This is a genomic window from Phytopseudomonas flavescens, assembly GCF_900100535.1.
Lineage (GTDB): Bacteria > Pseudomonadota > Gammaproteobacteria > Pseudomonadales > Pseudomonadaceae > Aquipseudomonas > Aquipseudomonas flavescens.
Genome location: NZ_FNDG01000007.1, coordinates 96797 through 116688, shown reverse-complemented (window position 1 = coordinate 116688; position 19892 = coordinate 96797). Strand labels below are relative to the sequence as shown.

Below are 19892 nucleotides of genomic sequence, written 5' to 3'. Positions count from 1 at the left end.
CCTCAGGTATCCAGGCGACCACTCAGGAACTGCCGTAAACGACCACGCATGAGGCGCCCCTCGCTGCCCAGGCAGGCGATCGGTGAATCGTGCAAGCGCTCTTCCAGCAGATCGGCCACCTCGCCCACCACTGCGACCGGGCATTCGAGCGACAGCGCCAGGCGCTCGAGAATTCGCGGCGTATTCGCCACTGGCGCCTGATTGGAAAATACCACCACCGCCAAGGGTCGCATCCTGCTGCATACCTGCGGCAGTTCATCCAGCGACTGGCCGACCCCCACAACATGCACGGCATTGTCGGCCGGGTTCAGCAGCAGACCGGTCACCAGCAACTCCAGCTCACGGCAACGCCCAGGCAGCGCGACCAGCAGCAGGCGCTCACCGGGCTGGTCGCGCAGGTTGTGCAGCCGCTGTAATACACGGCCACGCAAAAACGTATCGAAAAACAGCCACTCACTGCCGTGGCCAGGCTTGCCACAACCCAGCAGCAAGCGCTGCCAGAGCGGCATGATGATGTCCTGAAAGGAAACTGCCAGCGGATAGCTGGAAAACACCTGGCCGTAGACCCGATCCAGCTCACCTTCGTCGTAGGCCTGCACGGCCTCCAACAGGCGGCTCTGCCACTGCGCCCACTCACCCGAGGTGGCCGATTCGTAGGGACGCGTGCCGCCGGCTTCGCTGGCGCCATGACGGGCGAGAATCCGACCGACCTTACTGACCGGAACACCCCGCTCGATCCAGGCCAGCACGCTGCGTACCGTCTCGACGTCCACTGGCGAGTACAGGCGATGGCCACTGTCCGTACGCACCGGCTGGATCAGGCCATAGCGCCGCTCCCAGGCACGCAGCGTCACAGGGTTCACCCCCGTCAACCGAGCCACTTCGCGGATCGGGAACAACTCCTCTTCCTGCAAGGCGCTTGAGTGGAAAGGCGCGCAGCCAACCAGATCGGACATAAGAAAAACCGCTGCGGGGTCAGAAGCCGGCAAGTCTACTCCAGCTCGGAATACCTTTCATTTTAGTTGTACAAATCCTGTACATCGGTCATGCCCTCCACCGCCGCCACCCGGCCCATGCCCGCACCAAAACGGGCACGCCGGGCTCGCCGAAGCCCTCCCGCCGGATGCTGGAAAGTCACTCGCCGACCAATGGCAAAGCCTCGCAGGCCTTGCAGCCAGCGGTGTTGACCCCCTTGGCCGCACGCACCAAGGAAGATCGCTGGATAATTCGTACGAAACAGGAATAATCCTTGCTGCGTTCAAGACGCGACTCACCACCCCGAGCCGCGCCATCCGCCTGCCCCTACCCTGGCCAGGCGCTCAGCAGGAGATACACGATGTCTACCGAACCGGTCACCCTGATGGTGGCGCGCCGTGTCGCCAACGAGCGCTATCACGACTTCATCGCCTGGTTGCGCGAAGGCGAGCAACTGGCTACCGACTTCCCCGGCTACCTGGGTTCCGGCGTTCTCGCTCCCCCACCGGACGACGATGAATTCCAGATGGTATTCCGCTTCACCGACGAGCAGACCATGGCCGCCTGGGAGCACTCCGCGTCACGCCGTGCCTGGCTCAGCCGCGGCAAAGGCCTGTTCGCACAGCCCCACGAGCAGCGTGCCCTGGGCATCGACGCCTGGTTCGGCAGTGGCCTGCGGCAACCGCCACGCTGGAAACAGACCGTCGCCATCTGGCTGGCATTCTTTCCGGTGTCCCTGGGCTTCAACCTGCTGTTCGCTGGCCTGCTGGCAGATGTTGCGCTGATGACCCGCGTGCTGCTCAGCACCCTGGCGCTGACGCCGTTGATGACCTACCTGTTCATCCCACTGGTCACCCGCCTGCTTGCTCCCTGGCTGCAAGGCGGCCGCCCCGCAGGCCTGCTGCGTCGCGCGAGCCCTTCCACCGGCCGCTGAGCCGCGAGTGCCATGGCCCTGATCGGCCAGCGCACGCTCTATTGCCACACTGTACGAAGGGTTGTACAGCTTCTGTGGCTACTATAACGTTGCAAGGCCAGGGTCACCGCCTTTCGGGGCGGTGCCTTCCCGTTCACTCCCGGCCAATTCCCATGAGCGTCAGCAACGCCCCGATCCTGATCACCGGCGCCAGCCAGCGTGTTGGCCTCTATTGCGCCGAACGGCTGCTCGATGACGGCCATTCGCTGATCGTCACTTATCGCCGCGACAGGCCCGAACTGGACAGACTGCGTGAGCGCGGCGCGCTGACCCTGCACGCCGACTTCACCAGCGAGGCAAGCATTCTCGATTTCATCGGACGTTTGCAGGGCCATACCGACGCGTTGCGTGCCATCGTGCACAACGCCTCGGCGTGGTTCGCCGAAACGCCCGGCGAAGAAGCTGCGGCCTTCCAGCAACTGTTCACCGTGCACATGCTGGCGCCCTACCTGATCAACCTGCACTGCGCCGCGTTGCTGCAGTGCAGCGAACAGGCGGACATCATCCATATCAGCGATGACGTGGTGCGCAAGGGCAGCGGCAACCGGCCGGCTTACTGCGCCAGCAAGGCGGGCCTCGACAGCCTGACCCTGTCCTTCGCCGCGCGTTTCGCGCCCGGTATCAAGGTCAACGGCATCGCGCCGGCCCTGCTGATGTTCAACCCGGAAGACGACGCCGAATACCGAAGCAAAGCTCTCGGCAAATCGGCACTGGGCTTCGAGCCCGGGCCCCATGTGATCTACCAGAGCCTGCGCTACCTGCTGGACACCCCCTACATCACCGGCACCACCCTGACCGTGAACGGCGGCCGCCACCTCAAGTGAGGCGCCGCGAGGACAATGACGATGAACCCATTACTGCCCAACCACTACCGCGAAATCCTCCTCGGCCTCGGTGAGAACCCTGAGCGCGAAGGTTTGCTGGACACCCCCAAGCGCGCCGCCAAGGCCATGCAGTACCTGTGCAATGGCTATGAGAAGAGCCTGGAAGAGGTGGTCAACGGCGCATTGTTCAGCTCAGACAGCGACGAGATGGTGATCGTCAAGGATGTCGAGCTCTACTCGCTCTGCGAGCACCACCTGCTGCCGTTCATTGGCAAGGCTCACGTGGCGTACATCCCCACGGGCAAGGTGCTGGGCCTGTCGAAGATCGCTCGTATCGTCGACATGTACGCTCGCCGCCTGCAGATCCAGGAAAACCTCACCCGGCAGATCGCCAACGCCATCGAGGAAGTCACCCAGGCCGCTGGCGTGGCGGTGGTGATCGAGGCCCAGCACATGTGCATGATGATGCGCGGTGTGGAAAAACAGAACTCGGTGATGAGCACCTCGGTGATGCTCGGTGCCTTCCGCGAGTCCTACAACACCCGCCACGAATTCCTGCAACTGATCGGACGGAGCAAGTAACGATGCCCAGACTGGAACCCGGCATGGCGCGTATCCGCGTCAAGGATCTGCGCTTGCGCACATTCATCGGCATCAAGGAAGAAGAGATCAACAACAAGCAGGACGTCCTGATCAACCTGACCATCCTTTACCCGGCCATCGACGCGGTGCGTGACAACGATATCGATCACGCGCTCAACTACCGCACCATCACCAAGGCCATCATCGGCCATGTCGAAGGCAACCGCTTCGCCCTGCTCGAGCGCCTGACCCAGGAAATTCTCGACGTGGTGATGGCCAACGAAACGGTGCGTTACGCCGAAGTGGAGGTGGACAAGCCACATGCCCTGCGTTTCGCCGAATCGGTCTCCATCACCCTCGCCGGCCACCGCTGAGCCAGCCGGCAGTCATTGCCCTGGCACTGGCGGCCTCTATATCATCGCCGCCATGCCCAACTGCCCGCCCAGAGAGCATCGCCATGAATGATCAACAACGTCTCGAACTGGAAGCCGCCGCCTACCGCCGTCTGGTCCAACACCTGCGCGAAAGGCCGGACGTACAGAACATCGACCTGATGAACCTGGCCGGCTTCTGTCGCAACTGCCTGTCCAAGTGGTACAAGGCCGCGGCCGACGACCTGGATATCGCGATCACCCCGGAGCAGGCCCGCGAAGAGGTGTATGGCATGCCCTATGCCGAATGGAAGGCCAAGTACCAGACCGAAGCCAGCGCCGAACAACAGGCTGCCTTCAACGCCAAGCCCCCTAAAGGAACAGCATGAGCCACCTGAACGACTTCCGCGCCCGCCTGAGCGGCGAGCACTTCGCCTTTGCCGAGACCCTGGCCTTCATCGCCGAGCACTACGACTATCGGCCCAGCGCCTTGCGCAACGGCGATGTGAGCAACGCTGCCGGGCAGAACGAAGGCTCGTGCAAGACCCTCGGCCTGGCGCTGCTCGAAGGCCTGAGCGAAAAGGAAGCACTGCTGTGCTTCGGCGAACACTACCGCAGCGTTCTGGCCACTCCCAAAGGCAGTGACCACGCCAATATCCGCGCCCTGATGAGCAGCGGCCTGGCGGGCGTCAGCTTCGAACAGCAGTCGCTGACCCGCAAGGCCTGAGCCTTGTCGCACCGATGGCTGGGCGCTCACCCGGCCATCTGCACCGACCTGCCCCGTCAGTAGGGGGCACTCCCGCCCATTATCACGCCCACGCACGAGCCGCCTTGCAGCCAAATGGCCAAGGTAGTCGAATGATGCGTCGTGGGTGACGATTGCAGAGAAATCGCACACCGGAACCCTGGCGAATGCAGGGCCCGGCGTGGATTGGATACCGCCTTACAGCAGCTTGCGATCCTTGCCAGCAGCGATGCGCAGGCGCAGGGCGTTGAGCTTGATGAAGCCCGCCGCGTCGGCCTGGTTGTAGGCACCGCCGTCTTCTTCGAAGGTGGCGATGTTGGCGTCGAACAGCGAGTCGTCGGACTTGCGGCCGGTGACTATGACGTTGCCCTTGTACAGCTTCAGGCGAACCACACCATTCACGTTGACCTGGGAGGCGTCGATCATCTGTTGCAGCATCAGCCGCTCCGGGCTCCACCAGAAACCGTTGTAGATCAGGCTGGCGTACTTCGGCATCAGCTCGTCTTTCAGGTGAGCGACTTCGCGGTCCAGGGTGATCGACTCGATGGCGCGGTGAGCCTTGAGCATGATGGTGCCGCCCGGGGTCTCGTAGCAGCCACGGGACTTCATGCCGACGTAACGGTTCTCGACGATATCCAGACGGCCGATGCCGTTCTCGCCGCCGATGCGGTTCAGTTCGGCCAGCACGGTGGCAGGACTCAGTTCCTTGCCGTCGATGGCGACGATATCGCCGGCCTTGTAGGTCAGCTCGATGTAGGTCGGGCTATCCGGCGCCGCCTCGGGCGACTGGGTCCAGCGCCACATGTCTTCTTCGTGCTCGGTCCAGGTGTCCTCCAGCACGCCGCCTTCATAGGAGATGTGCAGCAGGTTGGCATCCATGGAGTACGGCGACTTCTTCTTGCCGTGGCGCTCGATCGGGATCGCATGCTTCTCGGCATAGTCCATCAGTTTCTCGCGGGACAGCAGGTCCCACTCGCGCCATGGCGCGATCACTTTCACACCCGGCTTGAGCGCGTAGGCGCCGAGTTCGAAGCGAACCTGGTCGTTACCTTTGCCGGTGGCACCATGGGAAATGGCGTCGGCGCCAGTCTCGTTGGCGATCTCGATCAGGCGCTTGGCGATCAGCGGGCGGGCGATGGAAGTACCCAGCAGGTACTCGCCTTCGTAAACGGTGTTGGCGCGGAACATCGGGTAGACGAAATCGCGGACGAACTCTTCACGCAGGTCATCGATGTAGATTTCCTTGACGCCCATCGCCTTGGCCTTGGCGCGGGCCGGTTCGACCTCCTCGCCCTGACCGAGATCGGCGGTGAAGGTCACCACTTCACAGTTATAGGTATCTTGCAGCCACTTGAGGATCACCGAGGTGTCCAGGCCACCGGAATAGGCCAGAACCACCTTTTTGACGTCCGCCATGCCATCCACTCCACGGGTTGTGCGAAAAGCCCATGATTCTACTGCCCATGGCCTGCGATTTACAGGGGTGCGACAGGCGATGGCATTGAAGCGACAGAGTCAGGAGGTGGCGGCCGGCGTTGCAGGCATCGGTGGAACCGCTGGAGCGGGCTGCTCGGCAGGCTGCGCCGGCGCGTCGGGCACTTTCTCTAGGCGTATGGCGACCCTGCGGTTCTTGCTGCGGTTGGCAGCCGTGTTGTTGGGCGCCAATGGATAACGTTCGCCGTGGAAACGCATGACGATGCGCTCGTCGGGGATACCTTTGGCCTTGAAATAGTCCATCACCGCCAGCGCACGACGGCGCGACAGGTCACGGTTGGTCAGGCGGTTGCCGCTGTTGTCGGAGTGGCCATCCAGCTCGATACGATTGACCGTGGGGTCGGCCTTCATGAAGTCGAGGATGATATCCAGTTTGGCCTTGGCCATGGGATCGAGCTCGGCTCCACCATCCGGGAAACCGACGATGGACTGGCGCACCTGGTCGAAATTCACCGGGAGCAGCTTGGCCGTGCAATTCAGGTAATCATCGTAGGCCTTGCGAAAGCGCACCGGCAGCAGCCGCACTTCGAGATTCTCACCGCCCATCGTGCTGCGGTGGCGCACCAGCGGGCTACGCCCCTCGAGCAAGCCGGTCAGCAGCAGCCCGGCCTGTTCCTGGCTGCTGTTGAAGGGCACGTCGCCCTTGCCGACGCTGACGACCCCCAGGTTGATATCGCCGCGCCCTGGCTGCCAGGGCGCGGCGGCCGCCAGCAAAGTCGCCGAACCAGCACCCAGCCAGTGATCCCGGGCCTGCAACCGGAAAGTCGCCTGTTCGCCAGCGCGACGCACGAAGCCGCCCGAGCCGAAATCGGTGATCGGTTGCGTCAGGCGACACTCGAACTGGTCGCCAGCCACCTGCCATTCGACCGTTTCCAGACGGGTCTGGAAGCTGATCGCGGCCACGGGCAGACTCGAGCCGGCGCCGGCAAGCAATCCGACGATAAGGAAAAGAGGCTGGCGCACGGCGAGCTCCACAAGAAAACACAACGTTCCCTGTGGGTATCGGAGGCCAGGGAGAAAACTTGAGCCGTGCAATGGCCTATCTGCGGCGTGCCCCCGCGGGCCTTTTCCGGTAGCATTCCAGGCATGTTTCGCCCCCGCCTGGAAGCCTCAATGACCGACCGCATCACCCTGCTGCGTCCTGACGACTGGCACATTCACCTGCGCGACGGCGCGGTGCTGCCGCATACCGTCGCCGATGTCGCCCGTACCTTCGCCCGCGCGATCATCATGCCCAACCTGGTGCCGCCGGTGCGCAATGTCGTCGAGGCTACCGGCTATCGCCAGCGAATCCTAGACGCGCGGCCGGCCGGCAGCCGGTTCGAGCCGTTGATGGTGCTGTATCTCACCGATCGCACCACGGGAGAAGACATCCGTGCGGCCAAGGCCAGTGGCTTCGTGCATGCGGCGAAGATGTACCCGGCTGGCGCGACCACCAACTCCGACTCTGGCGTGACCAGCCTGGACAACATCACCAGCGCCCTCGAGGCCCTGGCAGAAACCGGCATGCCGCTGCTGGTACACGGCGAGGTCACCCGCGCCGAGATCGACGTCTTTGATCGCGAAAAAGCCTTCATCGACGAACACATGCGTCGTCTGGTGGAACGCTTCCCGACCTTGAAAGTGGTATTCGAGCACATCACCACCGGTGATGCCGCCCAGTTCGTCAAGGAAGCACCGGCCAACGTCGGCGCTACCATCACCGCCCAGCACCTGCTCTACAACCGCAACCACATGCTGGTCGGCGGCATTCGTCCGCACTTCTATTGCCTGCCGATCCTCAAGCGCAACACGCACCAGAACGCGCTGCTCGATGCCGCCACCAGCGGCAATCCGAAGTTCTTCCTGGGCACCGACTCCGCGCCCCATGCCAGGCACGCCAAGGAAAACGCCTGCGGCTGCGCCGGCTGCTACACCGCCTATGCAGCCATCGAGCTGTATGCCGAGGCCTTCGAGCAGCGTGGCGCGCTGGACAAACTGGAAGCCTTCGCCAGTCGGTTCGGCCCGGACTTCTACGCCTTGCCACGCAACACCGACACCATCACCCTGGTGCGTGAGCCGTGGAACGCACCGGCCAGCCTGCCGTTCGGCGAGCAGACGGTAATCCCCTTGCGCGCGGGCGAATCGCTGCGCTGGCGTCTGCTGGAGGCTGGGCAATGAGCGAAGAACAGTACGAAGACGATCAGGATCAGCCGAGCAGCGGTGGCCCGCGCCACCCGATGGCAGCACGTTTTCGCGGCTACCTGCCCGTGGTGGTGGATGTCGAGACCGGCGGTTTCAACAGCGCCACCGATGCGCTGCTGGAGATCGCGGCCACCACCATCGGCATGGACGAGAGCGGCTACCTGTACCCGGATCACACGCATTTCTTCCGGGTAGAGCCCTTCGCAGGCGCCAATATCGAACAGGCGGCCCTGGAGTTCACCGGCATCAAACTCGACCACCCGCTGCGTATGGCGGTGAGCGAAGAGCACGCCCTGACCGAGATTTTCCGCGGCCTGCGCAAATCCCTGAAAGCCAATGGCTGCAAGCGCGCCATTCTGGTCGGCCACAACAGCAGCTTCGACCTGGGCTTTCTCAATGCCGCGGTCGCTCGCTGTGACCTCAAGCGCAATCCCTTTCACCCCTTCTCCAGCTTCGACACCGCCAGCCTTGCCGGCCTCGCCTATGGGCAGACCGTACTGGCCAAGGCGTGCCAGGCCGCCGGCATCGAGTTCGACGGCCGTGAAGCCCACTCCGCCCGTTATGACACCGAGAAGACCGCCGAGCTGTTCTGCGGCATCGTCAATCGCTGGAAGGAAATGGGCGGCTGGGAAGATTTCGACGAGTGAGTGCCATGAAAAAATACCAGATCTTCATCGATGGACAGGCCGGTACCACGGGCCTGCAGATTCGCCAGCGGCTGGCCAACCACCCGCAGATTGACGTGGTCACCATCGACCACGACAAACGCCGTGACGTAGAGGCCAAGCTCGAGCTGATGCGTTCGGTCGACGTGACCGTGCTGTGCCTACCTGACGATGCGGCTAAAGAAACGGCTGCTCAAGCTCGTGAAGTCGGCTGCCGGGTGCTCGATGCCAGCTCCGCGCACCGTACCGCCAGTGACTGGGTATTCGGCATGGCCGAGCTGGCCAAGGGCCAACGCGAAGCCATCGCCAAGGCCGCAGCCGTGAGCAACCCGGGCTGCTACGCCACGGGCGCCATCCTGCTGCTGCGCCCGCTCATCGAAGCCGGCCTGCTGAGCTCGGATCGCGAGCTGTGCATCAACGCCATATCCGGCTACACCGGCGGCGGCACCAAGATGGTCGAGCGTTACCATCAGGACGACGCGCCGGTCTACGCTGCCTACGGCCTCGGCTTCGACCATAAGCACATCCCGGAGATCCAGCACTGGAGCGGGCTGCAGGCGCGCCCCATCTTCCAGCCGGCGGTCGGCAGCTACGACCAGGGCATGCTGGTGATGATCCCGCTGCAAGGCAGCGACGGGGTCGAACTGCACAAAGCCCTGAGCGACTATTACCAGGGCGAGCAGTTCGTTCAGGTTCTGTCCTACAACGAGATCCCTGCCGACTCGGCGCCGTTCATCACCCCCCACGGCCTGAACGGCAGCAATCGCGCCGAGTTGCAGGTGTATGGTGCGGGCAGTGGCAAGCAGGCTCTGCTGGTGGCCAAGCTCGACAACCTCGGCAAGGGGGCCTCAGGAGCCGCGGTGCAGAACCTCAATATCATGCTCGGCCTGGATGAAGGGCTCTGCACGCAGATCGGCTGAGTCCATCCCAGATCAATGAACCGGCTCCTGAGCCGGTTTTTTTTGCCAGCCCTGCCCCTTCCTCATTTGCGTGGCAGCACGCGATGCTGAACAGGCTTTCTTGCCATTTCCAGGCGCCAGTCGGCGGGACACGGCCCTCGAGCAGCAGCACGGCGGCGCATCGAACGTGGGGACGGATTACCGCTCATCCAAAGTCGTTTTTTTCGAACGGAGATACTCCCGTTTATCTTTGACACGCATTCTCATTAACATTAGTATCCTTCGTCATCAGTCTCAGCCAAGCGACGGTCAAGCCATGTACGTCTGCCTCTGCGAAGGTGTCACCGACGGTCAAATCCGCGAAGCGATCTATGAGGGTTGCTGCAGCTATCGTGAAGTCCGTGAAACGCTGGGTGTTGCCAGTCAGTGCGGCAAATGTGCATGCCTTGCCAAGCAGGTCGTTCGTGAAACGCTGGGCGAAGTGCAGCAAAGCCAGGCATTAATGGCTTACCCAGGAAATTTTGTTGCCGCCTGAATAGACCACTTTTCGAAGAACCGGATCTCGTATCCGGTTTTTTTATACCTAGAATTCAATGAGTTACCGCCAAGACGCATAACTTAAACATTCGTATTTATATTTATTTTTACTTATATTTCAATAACTTACGTTTGACAGGCTGATATTGCAAGCCCAGAATCCGCCATCGGTAACTCATTTCCAGGCAGGGCGGGCATCATCATGAAAGGCGACAAGACAGTCATCCAGCACTTGAACAAGATCCTCGGCAACGAGCTGGTCGCGATCAACCAGTATTTCCTGCACGCCCGCATGTATGAGGATTGGGGCCTGACCAAGCTGGGCAAGCATGAGTACCACGAGTCCATCGACGAGATGAAGCACGCGGACAAGCTCATCAAGCGCATCCTGTTCCTGGAAGGCCTGCCGAACCTGCAAGATCTGGGCAAGATCCTGATCGGCGAGAACACCCAGGAAATGCTCGAATGCGACCTGCGGATCGAGCACAAGGCCCATATCGACCTCAAGGCCGCCATCGCCTACTGCGAGAACGTCGGCGACTATGCCAGCCGCGAGTTGCTTGAAGACATCCTCGAGTCCGAGGAAGAGCATATCGACTGGCTCGAAACCCAACTCAGCCTCATCAAGGCTGTTGGTCTGCAGAACTATCTGCAGTCGCAGATGGAAGAGTAACTGGGAGCAGCTGCGCGTCGGCCCTGCTGCGTTGAAAACAAGCTCGAAATGCTCATGTACATAAGTACACTCCGCTTTCTCGCTTGTTTTCGCCTTGCATGGCTCTAGCTCGCAAGCTCCCAATCCGCCGCGCCTTTTGCGGATTTAGTTGTGAGAAAAAAACGGGAGCCTAGGCTCCCGTTTTTTTCATCACTGATGCTTACTTCTCGACGAAGGCGCGCTCGATCAGATAATCACCTGGCTCACGCATCCGCGCAGACACCTTCAGGCCGAAGCTATCGAGCACTTCGCTGGTCTCGTCGAGCATGCTCGGGCTACCGCAGATCATCGCACGGTCGTCCTGTGGGTTGATCGGTGGCAAACCGATGTCCGCGAACAGTTTGCCGCTACGCATCAAATCGGTCAGACGACCCTGATTCTCGAATGGCTCGCGGGTCACGGTCGGGTAATAGATCAGCTTCTCCTTCAGCGCATCACCGAAGAACTCGTTTTGCGGCAAGTGTTCGGTGATGAACTCGCGGTAGGCCACTTCGTTGACGTAGCGAACACCGTGTACAAGGATCACCTTCTCGAAACGCTCATAGGTTTCCGGGTCCTGAATGACGCTCATGAACGGCGCCAGGCCGGTGCCGGTGCTGAGCAGGTACAGGTGCTTGCCGGGGTTCAGGTCATCCAGAACCAGCGTGCCGGTGGGTTTCTTGCTGATGATGACTTCGTCACCTTCCTTGAGGTGCTGCAGTTGCGAGGTCAGCGGGCCATCGGGCACCTTGATGCTGAAGAACTCCAGGTGCTCTTCCCAGTTCGGGCTGGCGATGGAGTAGGCACGCATGAGCGGGCGGCCATTTTCCTGCTGCAGACCGATCATCACGAACTGGCCATTCTCGAAGCGCAGGCCCGGATCGCGGGTGCACTTGAAGCTGAACAGCGTGTCATTCCAGTGGTGAACACTGAGAACGCGTTCGTGGTTCATGTTGCTCATGTACGGGCTCCTAAAAACTTCAGACGCGCTGATTCTCGAGCGCAATTGCGCAGCATTCTAATCACCGCCACAATATCTGTTAAATGAATTATCAAGATATAGGTTATCGGTTATATAGATATGCGATTTACTCTCCGTCAACTCCAAGTGTTCGTCGCCGTGGCCCAGCAGGAGAGCGTATCCAGAGCGGCTACCCTCCTCTCCCTCTCCCAATCGGCAGCCAGCACGTCAATTACCGAGCTGGAGCGGCAATCCAGCTGCCAGTTGTTCGACCGCGCCGGCAAGCGCCTGAGCCTCAACGCCCTGGGGCGCCAACTGCTTCCGCAGGCGGTAGCGCTGCTGGACCAGGCCAAGGAAATCGAGGACCTGCTCAACGGCAAATCCGGCTTCGGTTCACTGGCGGTGGGTGCGACCCTGACCATCGGCAACTACCTGGCGACCCTGCTGATCGGCGGCTTCATGAAGGTTCACCCGGAAAGCCAGGTGAAACTCCACGTACAGAACACAGCGCATATCGTGCAACAGGTCGCGCATTACGAAATTGATCTGGGTCTGATCGAGGGTGATTGCAACCACCCGGACATCGAGGTGCAGAGCTGGGTGGAGGACGAGCTGGTGGTGTTCTGCGCGCCCCAGCACCCTCTCGCACGGCGGGGCCATGCCGGAATCCGGGAATTGAGCGGTGAGGACTGGATTCTCCGCGAACAGGGCTCCGGCACGCGCCTGACCTTCGACCAGGCCATGCGTCATCACTCCGACGCCCTGAACATTCGCCTGGAACTGGAACACACCGAAGCGATCAAGCGCGCCGTGGAGTCCGGCCTGGGTATCAGTTGCATCTCGCGCCTGGCGCTACGCGACGCGTTTCGCCGTGGCAGCCTGGTCCCTGTGGAAACACCAGACCTGGACCTGCGCCGGCAGTTCTATTTCATCTGGCATCGACAGAAATACCAGACCGCGGCCATGCGCGAATTTCTCGATATGTGCCGGGCGCTCACAGCAGGCATCCGCCGCAGCGACGAGATCGTGCTGCCCGAGGTGCGCTAGGGCTGTCGACGCTTCATCCGGCCCTGCGATTTACGCTGAAACGTCTGCAGGCCCTAGCCCAGCAGGATGATGCCCCACACGCTGGCGATCAGCGTCAGCGACACCAGTTGGGCCGCGCTGCCCATGTCCTTGGCGCTTTTCGACAACGGATGCAGATCGAGGGAAATACGGTCGATGGCCGCTTCGACGGCTGAATTGAGCAGCTCGACGATCAACGCCAACAGGCAGGCGGCAACCAACAGCGCGCGCTCGCCACGGCTGACGTCGAGCACCAGTGCCAGCGGAATGAGCACGACGTTGAGCAATACCAGTTGGCGGAACGCCGCTTCGCCGACGAATGCGGCGCGCAGGCCATCCAGCGAATAGCCGGCGGCATTGAGAATACGCTTTAACCCGGTTTGTCCTTTGAATGGCGACATGACAACGAACCGCGACAGGAAAAGGCCGGCAGGGTACGCCAGAGGCCGAGAAAAATCCCGCACAATCGGTTCATCAGGCGGCTGGCACGGACTCCAGCTGCTGCAACAGCAGTGCCGCCTGGGTGCGGGTGCGCACGCCGAGCTTGCGGAAGATCGCCGTGACGTGGGCTTTCACGGTGGCTTCGGAAACGCTCAGTTCGTATGCGATCTGCTTGTTCAACAGCCCTTCGCAGACCATGGTCAGCACGCGGAACTGCTGCGGTGTCAAGCTTGCCAGACCGGCGCTTGCCGCCTTCGCCTCGGACGACAGGCTGATCGCTTCCTCGCTCTGCGGCGGCCACCAGACTTCGCCGTCGAGCACCTGCCGGACGGCCTGCTGGATCACTTCCAGCGAACTGGATTTGGGAATGAAGCCACTGGCGCCGAACTCACGAGAACGCACCACCACGGCAGCCTCTTCCTGGGCGGAAATCATCATCACGGGAATCTGCGGATACTGCCCCCGCAACAGCACCAACCCGGAAAACCCGTAGGCGCCCGGCATGTTGAGGTCGAGCAGCACCAGATCCCAATCGGTCTTCTCCGCCAGGCGGGCTTCCAGCTCGGCGATGCTCGCCACTTCGACCAACCGTACGCCGGCACCGAGGCCCATCGTCAGGGCCTGTTGCAGCGCACTGCGAAACAAGGGGTGATCATCAGCTATCAGGATTTCGTAAGCGACCATGGCATATCCTGTTCTTTTTATAGGCAGGCCGTATCGCAAGATACCGCCTAGCATACGGCACGCATCAGAATGCCCAGCGTCGACGGGGTGGTCAAGCACGAAGCTTTGCGGCAAAGTCTGCGCCCTTCTCGCCAGGAGCTCGACGATGCTCAATCCAGCGCTGCGCGCCGATCTATTGATGGTGCTGACCGCCATGATCTGGGGGTCTTCGTTCGTCGCCCAGCACTTGGGGATGGATACCATCGGCCCGTTTCTCTACAGCGGCCTGCGCTTCGCCCTGGCTGTCGTGGTGCTGCTGCCATTGCTGATGCTGCTGCGCCGGCGCAACCGGCAACCCGCGTCAACCTTGAGCCGTCCGCTGCTACTCGGCGGTTGTCTGATGGGCGCGGTACTGGCGTTGGGCATCAATCTGCAGCAGGTCGGCCTGCTGTTCACCAGCGTCACCAACTCGGGCTTCATTACCGGGCTCTACGTGATCGTGGTGCCACTGCTCGGCCTGGCGCTGGGCCACAAGACCGGCATGGGCATCTGGCTGGGTGCTTCGCTGGCGGTGATCGGCATGTTTCTGCTGAGCGTCGGCGAGGGTTTCCAGGTCGCCTCCGGAGACTGGCTGCAACTGGCCGGCGCCTTCGTATGGGGCGTGCACGTGCTGCTAGTAGGGGTCTTCGCTGCGCGTCATGATGCACTGCTGCTGGCGCTGGTGCAGTTCGTCACCTGCGCGGTGATCAGCCTGGTGCTGGCGCTGGTTTTCGAAAACCTGCCAGGCGCCGAGATCGCCCCGGCCGTGCCGGCGATCCTGTATGGCGGCATCTTCGGCGTGGCGGTGGGTTTCACCCTGCAGGTGGTGGCGCAGAGGCACGCCATCGCCTCCCACGCGGCGATCATCCTCTCACTGGAGGCCGTGTTCGCCGCCATCGCCGGCGCCCTGCTACTGGGCGAAGCGCTGTCAGTGCGGGGCTATCTAGGCTGCGCGCTGATGTTCGCAGGCATGCTGCTGGCACAGCTCTGGCCCAGGCCGCCAGCTATTGCAGGAAAGCCTTGAGGCGCTGGTGCAGCTCGTTTTCCAGGTCCACGGCGCGAGGAGCCTTGGACGACAGATAATGCTCACTGAATACATCCAGGTAGGCATTCAGGGCATCGGCGGCGCGCTCATCGCCAGCCAGTTCAAGGCACAGCGCTGCCACTTCGGCGGTACACAGGTGATCATCGCGCTTGGAACGTCGCAGCCGGTAGCGTGACAAGGCCTCCGGCTGCAGGCTGAGTACTGGCAACTGGTCCAGATACGGACTTTTGCGGAACATCTTGCGCGCCTGGGTCCAGGTCGCGTCGAGCATCACGAACAATGGCCGCTTGCCCGCGCCCACTTGCACGGAGCTAACCACCCGCTCGGCCTCGGCATATTCGCTGGGGAAGACCAGGTACGGCTGCCACTGTGCCTCGCTCAGCAACGCGGGTAGCCGCGGATCGACTTCAGTACGCGACCAGCCGAATGCCGAGGTGTCCGCGACCACATCGGCGATCAGCCAGCCGGTGTTGCTTGGTTTAAGCGCCTCGACGTCGTGCATCAACAGACATACCCCGGCATTCGCCGATACGTGCGGACGCCAGGCGCACAGGCAGTGGCTGCGGGCCAGACGACAATCCGCGCAGCGCTCGGCCCGCGAACCTCTGGCCAGGAAGGGTTTGACGCTACGCGCCAGGCGCGCGGCGCGCAGTGCGGCGACAGCGTGGCTCATGGACATGCGCCCGGGCGGGTAGAAAAAATCGGGTCGAAGACAGAAAAGGGCATGGCCGTCTGGAGTCGCGTAACGAAGGGCGCGTAGTCTATCAATTGCGTTGTTAAAAATGCCTCATTGCCCCTGCTAATCTCCAAGCAACGGCCGGGCTTGTTAACATCCATCCTTTGCCCGTCGATACGCGTTCTTAAAGCGAACATAAAGAGAAGAGCCGGGTCTATTACCGCTTACCGTCTTCAGGAGTCAGTCATGCAGCGTTTCGCCCTTTCCGCCCTACTCGTCAGCCTTCTCGCACCGACGGCGCATGCGGCTTCGCTAAAAGGCTATGAGCTGACGCAAACGTTGGAAAAAGTGGCTCGCGAAAGCAGCGCCGGCACACCACGCGCCATCAACGAGGACATCCTCGATCAAGGCTATACCGTGCAGGGCAACGAGTTGATCAACCACCTCAGCGTGCGCCCAGGGCACGCCTCGCAGATGCGCGGCAACCCCGATACCGTTCGCGCGCAGTTGGCCAACAGCGTGTGCGCCAACCCAGGCTTTCGCAAACTGCTGGCCAGCGGCGCGGTACTGCGCTATGACTTCAGTGAAATCCAGAGCAATCGTCCAGTCACCACCGAACGCTTCAGCAAGTCTGATTGCCGACTGTAAGCCATTTATACAGTGAGATGAGCTGGAAACGCCCCGGCACGGGCCAGCATGGGGCGAAAAGGAGAAGTGCAATGGATGATCACGCGAACGCCCATCTTTCCCATCACCTGCAAGCCAAAGGCACCGAGCTGGAGGACAGCCTCGACGAGCTGGCCGCCCGGATAACGCCAGCAGACAGCCCCAACCTCGCGCTGTACCGGGAAATGCTCGCCACCGTGGCCCGCATGGCCCAGGCCGACCGCAACCGCTGGGACGCCAAGATCATGCTGCAGACCCTGCGCGAGATGGAGCGTGCCTTCAGCGTACTGCAGCGCTTCAGGCATCGCCGCAAGGTTACCGTCTTCGGCTCTGCCCGGACCCAACCAGGTCACCCGGTATACGCTCTGGCACGAGACCTGGGCTCTACCCTGGCACGCCACGACCTGATGATCATTACCGGCGCAGGCGGCGGCATCATGGCCGCGGCCCACGAGGGTGCAGGCCGTGACAACAGCCTGGGATTCAACATCACCCTTCCTTTCGAGCAATCGGCAAACGCGACCATGCAAGGCAGCGACAACCTGCTGTCTTTTCACTTCTTCTTTCTGCGCAAACTGTTCTTCGTCAAGGAAGCCGACGCCCTCGTGCTGTGCCCCGGCGGGTTCGGCACACTCGACGAAGCGCTGGAGGTCATCACCCTGATCCAGACCGGCAAGAGCCCGCTGGTGCCGGTGATCCTGCTGGACGAACCCGGCGGCACGTTCTGGCAGGGACTGCTCGACTACATCCAGCAGAACCTGGACAGCAACGGCTACATCCTCGCCAGTGACATGAACCTGATGCACCTGGTGCATGACGTCGACTACGCTGCCGAGGCCATCGATCGCTTCTACGCCAACTTCCACTCCAGCCGCTGGCTGAAGCAACAGTTCGTGATTCGCATGCACCACCCACTGACGGATCGCGCCCTCGAGCAGTTGAATCTGCACTTCAGCGATCTGTGCAAGAACGGCGATATACAGCAGCAGCTCAGTGGCAACATGGAAACGGACGGGCCGCAACTACGCGACAAACCAAGACTGACCTTCGCGTTCAGCGGGCGCAACGCCGGGCGTTTGCGTGAATTGCTCGACGTGATCAACCAGCCCGGGAACTGGCGAGCATGAGCGCGACAGGCTGGATATGCGCCGGCGGCCCGTCCAAGGAAACGCCTCGATTTCAGGCATCAAGCACAGGCATCAAGCAAGGGTGGTAAAAATACCTGAGCTGATCGCTGCCATGTACGGCGCCTGGGAAGGTGCCAGCAGGAACTTGTCAGTCGTCGTCCAGGGAACCGCGCATCAGTTGCCCGACCAGATCCATCGGGTATCCACGGTAAACCAGAAAACGCATTTGCCTGGCCCGCTCACGGGCATCGGTCGGTAACTGTCCGGCAAACTTGCGTTGCCAGGTTTGTTGAAGGCCATCGCGCCAGTCGATGCCACTGTCACGCAGCGCCTGTTCGACATCGGCACGGCCAAGGCCACGCTGGGAAAGGTCTTCACGGATACGCTGCGGGCCGAAGCCCGAGCGCGCCCGATAGCTGATGAAGCTTTCCAGATAACGCGCTTCGCAAAGCAGCCCTTCTTCGCTCAAGCGATCGAGGGCAACCTCGATATGTTCATCGCTGGCACCGCGCTGTCGCAGTTTTCGCGACAGCTCGACCCGGCCATGCTCACGGCGCGCCAGCAAATCCATGGCGGTATGGCGCACCGCTTGCACATTGTCCAGCAACACGGCCACGGTCAGGAATCAGAGGTCGACTTCGGCATCGACTTCAGCGCCCGAATTGGCTTTGACGGTAGGGCTGACAACGAGCAGCTTCTCGCGGATCAGGCCTTCGATGGCACGGCCTACTTCCGGGTTGTCTTCCAGGTACTTGGCCGCGTTGGCCTTACCCTGGCCGATCTTGTTGCCCTGGTAGCTGTACCAGGCACCGGCTTTCTCGACCAGGCCCTGTTGCACGCCCAGATCGATGATCTCGCCGTTACGGTAGATGCCCTTACCGTAGAGGATCTGGAACTCGGCCTGACGGAATGGCGGTGCCACCTTGTTCTTGACCACCTTGACGCGGGTTTCGCTGCCGACCACTTCGTCGCCTTCCTTCACGGCGCCGGTACGACGGATATCCAGACGAACCGAAGCGTAGAATTTCAGGGCGTTACCACCGGTGGTGGTTTCCGGGCTACCGAACATCACACCGATCTTCATACGGATCTGGTTGATGAAGATCACCAGGCAGTTGGCATTCTTGATGTTGCCGGTGATCTTGCGCAGCGCCTGGGACATCAGGCGAGCCTGCAGGCCAACGTGCATGTCGCCCATCTCGCCTTCGATTTCGGCCTTTGGCACCAGTGCAGCCACGGAATCGACAATGATCACGTCGATGGCATTGGAGCGCACCAGCATGTCGGTGATTTCCAGTGCCTGTTCGCCAGTATCCGGCTGCGAGACCAGCAGGTCGTCGACGTTGACGCCCAGCTTGCCGGCATAATCCGGGTCCAGTGCGTGCTCGGCGTCGACGAAGGCACAGGTAGCGCCCATACGCTGTGCTTCGGCGATGACCGACAGGGTCAGCGTGGTTTTACCCGATGATTCCGGGCCATAGATCTCGACGATTCGGCCTTTCGGCAGGCCGCCGATACCCAGTGCGATATCCAGCCCCAGGGAGCCGGTGGAAATGGCTGGGATCGCCTGGCGATCGTGATCGCCCATGCGCATCACTGCGCCCTTGCCGAACTGCTTCTCGATCTGGCCCAGTGCAGCCGACAAAGCGCGCTTCTTGTTCTCGTCCATTACATTCCTCACGTGATCAGAAGGGCCTGACGGCCAATACCTGTATAAGTAGCCAGTATTATTCCACAGGGTTTGCCCCTCGCCTACCCCGCTGACGGATTTTCTTGCACCAGTAGTCGCATCAGACCACGCAATGCCGCTTCCACGGTCTGCGCACGTACGGCGTCACGGGGGCCAGAGAACTGGAACCGCCTGGCGAATACCTGCCCGCCATCGGCCCAGGCAATCCACACCGTGCCGACCGGCTTCTCCGCGCTGCCGCCAGCGGGCCCGGCCACGCCACTGACCGCAGTGGCATAACGCGCTTTACTGTGGGCCTGGGCACCACGCACCATGGCCTCCACCACTTCACGACTGACCGCGCCCACGCTGCTGAAAAGCGCTTCGGGCACGCCCAGCTGACGGGTCTTCTGGGTGTTGGAGTAGGTGACGAAGCCGGCTTCGAACCAGGCCGAGCTGCCAGCGATGCGGGTGATGGCTTCGGCGATACCGCCGCCCGTGCAGGACTCGGCCGTGGCGACCTGAGCACCGCACTCCAGCAGCGCCTCGCCAAGACGTGCAGCGAGCACGGTCAGGGGCTGATCCTCGAAATTCATCTGC

The 19892-nt window shown here is 61.7% G+C and carries 25 protein-coding genes; 15 read left to right on the top strand and 10 right to left on the bottom strand.

All coding sequences use genetic code 11. The features are described 5' to 3' along the window. Positions 1 to 2: 2 nt before the first annotated feature. Positions 3 to 956, bottom strand: coding sequence for a MerR family transcriptional regulator (locus BLR94_RS11160; RefSeq protein ID WP_084304831.1), 954 nt, complete (start codon positions 954 to 956; stop codon positions 3 to 5). Between the two features lie 380 nt (positions 957 to 1336). Between BLR94_RS11160 and BLR94_RS11155 the strand changes: the two genes are divergently transcribed. From BLR94_RS11155 to BLR94_RS11130, 6 genes are all read left to right on the top strand, one after another. Next, positions 1337 to 1909: an antibiotic biosynthesis monooxygenase gene (locus BLR94_RS11155; protein ID WP_084304830.1), complete on the top strand. Its 573-nt coding sequence runs from the start codon at positions 1337 to 1339 to the stop codon at positions 1907 to 1909. Positions 1910 to 2061: 152 nt separating this feature from the next. After that, complete coding sequence (gene folM, locus BLR94_RS11150) at positions 2062 to 2772, top strand: dihydromonapterin reductase (protein WP_084304829.1); 711 nt, start codon at positions 2062 to 2064, stop codon at positions 2770 to 2772. 21 nt (positions 2773 to 2793) lie between these two features. Beyond that, entirely contained in the window at positions 2794 to 3354 is a 561-nt protein-coding gene (folE, locus tag BLR94_RS11145) for a GTP cyclohydrolase I FolE (protein WP_167359744.1), read from the top strand. A 2-nt stretch (positions 3355 to 3356) separates the two neighbouring features. Further along, on the top strand, positions 3357 to 3728 hold the full coding sequence (gene folX, locus BLR94_RS11140; RefSeq protein WP_084304827.1) for a dihydroneopterin triphosphate 2'-epimerase: 372 nt from the start codon (positions 3357 to 3359) through the stop codon (positions 3726 to 3728). Between the two features lie 83 nt (positions 3729 to 3811). Beyond that, the gene (locus BLR94_RS11135) at positions 3812 to 4114 is read left to right on the top strand and encodes a DUF1244 domain-containing protein (RefSeq protein ID WP_084304826.1); all 303 of its coding nucleotides are present in this window, start codon (positions 3812 to 3814) and stop codon (positions 4112 to 4114) included. Further along, positions 4111 to 4452, top strand: a complete 342-nt coding sequence (locus tag BLR94_RS11130; RefSeq protein ID WP_084304825.1) for a HopJ type III effector protein — start codon at positions 4111 to 4113, stop codon at positions 4450 to 4452. The genes BLR94_RS11135 and BLR94_RS11130 overlap by 4 nt, the downstream gene beginning before the upstream one ends. Before the next feature lie 216 nt (positions 4453 to 4668). Here the strand turns inward: BLR94_RS11130 and BLR94_RS11125 are convergent, their stop codons facing one another. Both BLR94_RS11125 and BLR94_RS11120 read right to left on the bottom strand, forming a co-directional pair. Then, positions 4669 to 5886, bottom strand: coding sequence for an argininosuccinate synthase (locus BLR94_RS11125; protein ID WP_084304824.1), 1218 nt, complete (start codon positions 5884 to 5886; stop codon positions 4669 to 4671). A gap of 99 nt (positions 5887 to 5985) precedes the next feature. Continuing rightward, positions 5986 to 6927: a flagellar protein MotY gene (locus BLR94_RS11120; RefSeq protein WP_084304823.1), complete on the bottom strand. Its 942-nt coding sequence runs from the start codon at positions 6925 to 6927 to the stop codon at positions 5986 to 5988. A gap of 150 nt (positions 6928 to 7077) precedes the next feature. On the opposite strand from BLR94_RS11120, the gene pyrC reads away from it, so the two are divergent. From pyrC to bfr, 5 genes are all read left to right on the top strand, one after another. Then, positions 7078 to 8124 (top strand): dihydroorotase, encoded by a 1047-nt coding sequence (pyrC, locus tag BLR94_RS11115; RefSeq protein ID WP_084304822.1) that lies wholly within the window; start codon positions 7078 to 7080, stop codon positions 8122 to 8124. Next, positions 8121 to 8795 (top strand): ribonuclease T, encoded by a 675-nt coding sequence (gene rnt / locus BLR94_RS11110; RefSeq protein WP_084304821.1) that lies wholly within the window; start codon positions 8121 to 8123, stop codon positions 8793 to 8795. The genes pyrC and rnt overlap by 4 nt, the downstream gene beginning before the upstream one ends. A gap of 5 nt (positions 8796 to 8800) precedes the next feature. Further along, positions 8801 to 9733 carry an N-acetyl-gamma-glutamyl-phosphate reductase gene (argC, locus tag BLR94_RS11105; RefSeq protein WP_084304820.1) on the top strand — a complete coding sequence of 311 codons (933 nt, stop codon included), beginning with the start codon at positions 8801 to 8803 and terminating at the stop codon, positions 9731 to 9733. 295 nt (positions 9734 to 10028) lie between these two features. Then, the gene (locus BLR94_RS11100; RefSeq protein WP_084304819.1) at positions 10029 to 10247 is read left to right on the top strand and encodes a bacterioferritin-associated ferredoxin; all 219 of its coding nucleotides are present in this window, start codon (positions 10029 to 10031) and stop codon (positions 10245 to 10247) included. A 204-nt stretch (positions 10248 to 10451) separates the two neighbouring features. Further along, the gene (gene bfr / locus BLR94_RS11095) at positions 10452 to 10922 is read left to right on the top strand and encodes a bacterioferritin (RefSeq protein ID WP_084304818.1); all 471 of its coding nucleotides are present in this window, start codon (positions 10452 to 10454) and stop codon (positions 10920 to 10922) included. Positions 10923 to 11121: 199 nt separating this feature from the next. Here the strand turns inward: bfr and fpr are convergent, their stop codons facing one another. Then, positions 11122 to 11901, bottom strand: a complete 780-nt coding sequence (gene fpr / locus BLR94_RS11090; RefSeq protein WP_084304817.1) for a ferredoxin-NADP reductase — start codon at positions 11899 to 11901, stop codon at positions 11122 to 11124. A 120-nt stretch (positions 11902 to 12021) separates the two neighbouring features. On the opposite strand from fpr, the gene BLR94_RS11085 reads away from it, so the two are divergent. Next, on the top strand, positions 12022 to 12948 hold the full coding sequence (locus tag BLR94_RS11085; RefSeq protein ID WP_084304816.1) for a LysR family transcriptional regulator: 927 nt from the start codon (positions 12022 to 12024) through the stop codon (positions 12946 to 12948). A gap of 53 nt (positions 12949 to 13001) precedes the next feature. Here the strand turns inward: BLR94_RS11085 and BLR94_RS11080 are convergent, their stop codons facing one another. Both BLR94_RS11080 and erdR read right to left on the bottom strand, forming a co-directional pair. Further along, positions 13002 to 13367, bottom strand: a complete 366-nt coding sequence (locus BLR94_RS11080) for a diacylglycerol kinase (protein ID WP_084304815.1) — start codon at positions 13365 to 13367, stop codon at positions 13002 to 13004. Between the two features lie 73 nt (positions 13368 to 13440). Beyond that, entirely contained in the window at positions 13441 to 14091 is a 651-nt protein-coding gene (erdR, locus tag BLR94_RS11075) for a response regulator transcription factor ErdR (protein WP_084304814.1), read from the bottom strand. A gap of 145 nt (positions 14092 to 14236) precedes the next feature. Between erdR and BLR94_RS11070 the strand changes: the two genes are divergently transcribed. Further along, positions 14237 to 15133, top strand: a complete 897-nt coding sequence (locus BLR94_RS11070; RefSeq protein WP_084304813.1) for a DMT family transporter — start codon at positions 14237 to 14239, stop codon at positions 15131 to 15133. Here BLR94_RS11070 and BLR94_RS11065 read toward each other — a convergent pair. After that, a complete protein-coding gene (locus BLR94_RS11065; RefSeq protein ID WP_084304812.1) occupies positions 15114 to 15827 on the bottom strand; it encodes a tRNA-uridine aminocarboxypropyltransferase in 714 nt (237 codons plus the stop codon). The genes BLR94_RS11070 and BLR94_RS11065 overlap by 20 nt on opposite strands. A 249-nt stretch (positions 15828 to 16076) precedes the next feature. Here BLR94_RS11065 and BLR94_RS11060 point away from each other — a divergent pair, with 249 nt between their 5' ends. Together BLR94_RS11060 and BLR94_RS11055 are read left to right on the top strand one after the other, a co-directional pair. Next, positions 16077 to 16478 carry a quorum-sensing-regulated virulence factor family protein gene (locus BLR94_RS11060; RefSeq protein ID WP_084304811.1) on the top strand — a complete coding sequence of 134 codons (402 nt, stop codon included), beginning with the start codon at positions 16077 to 16079 and terminating at the stop codon, positions 16476 to 16478. Between the two features lie 71 nt (positions 16479 to 16549). Continuing rightward, a complete protein-coding gene (locus BLR94_RS11055; protein WP_084304810.1) occupies positions 16550 to 17623 on the top strand; it encodes an LOG family protein in 1074 nt (357 codons plus the stop codon). A 148-nt stretch (positions 17624 to 17771) separates the two neighbouring features. On the opposite strand, the gene recX is transcribed toward BLR94_RS11055, so the two are convergent. From recX to BLR94_RS11040, 3 genes are all read right to left on the bottom strand, one after another. After that, a complete protein-coding gene (gene recX, locus BLR94_RS11050; protein WP_084304809.1) occupies positions 17772 to 18239 on the bottom strand; it encodes a recombination regulator RecX in 468 nt (155 codons plus the stop codon). Between the two features lie 9 nt (positions 18240 to 18248). Next, on the bottom strand, positions 18249 to 19292 hold the full coding sequence (gene recA, locus BLR94_RS11045; RefSeq protein WP_042552049.1) for a recombinase RecA: 1044 nt from the start codon (positions 19290 to 19292) through the stop codon (positions 18249 to 18251). Positions 19293 to 19375: 83 nt separating this feature from the next. Continuing rightward, entirely contained in the window at positions 19376 to 19888 is a 513-nt protein-coding gene (locus BLR94_RS11040; RefSeq protein WP_084304808.1) for a CinA family protein, read from the bottom strand. Positions 19889 to 19892: the final 4 nt, after the last annotated feature.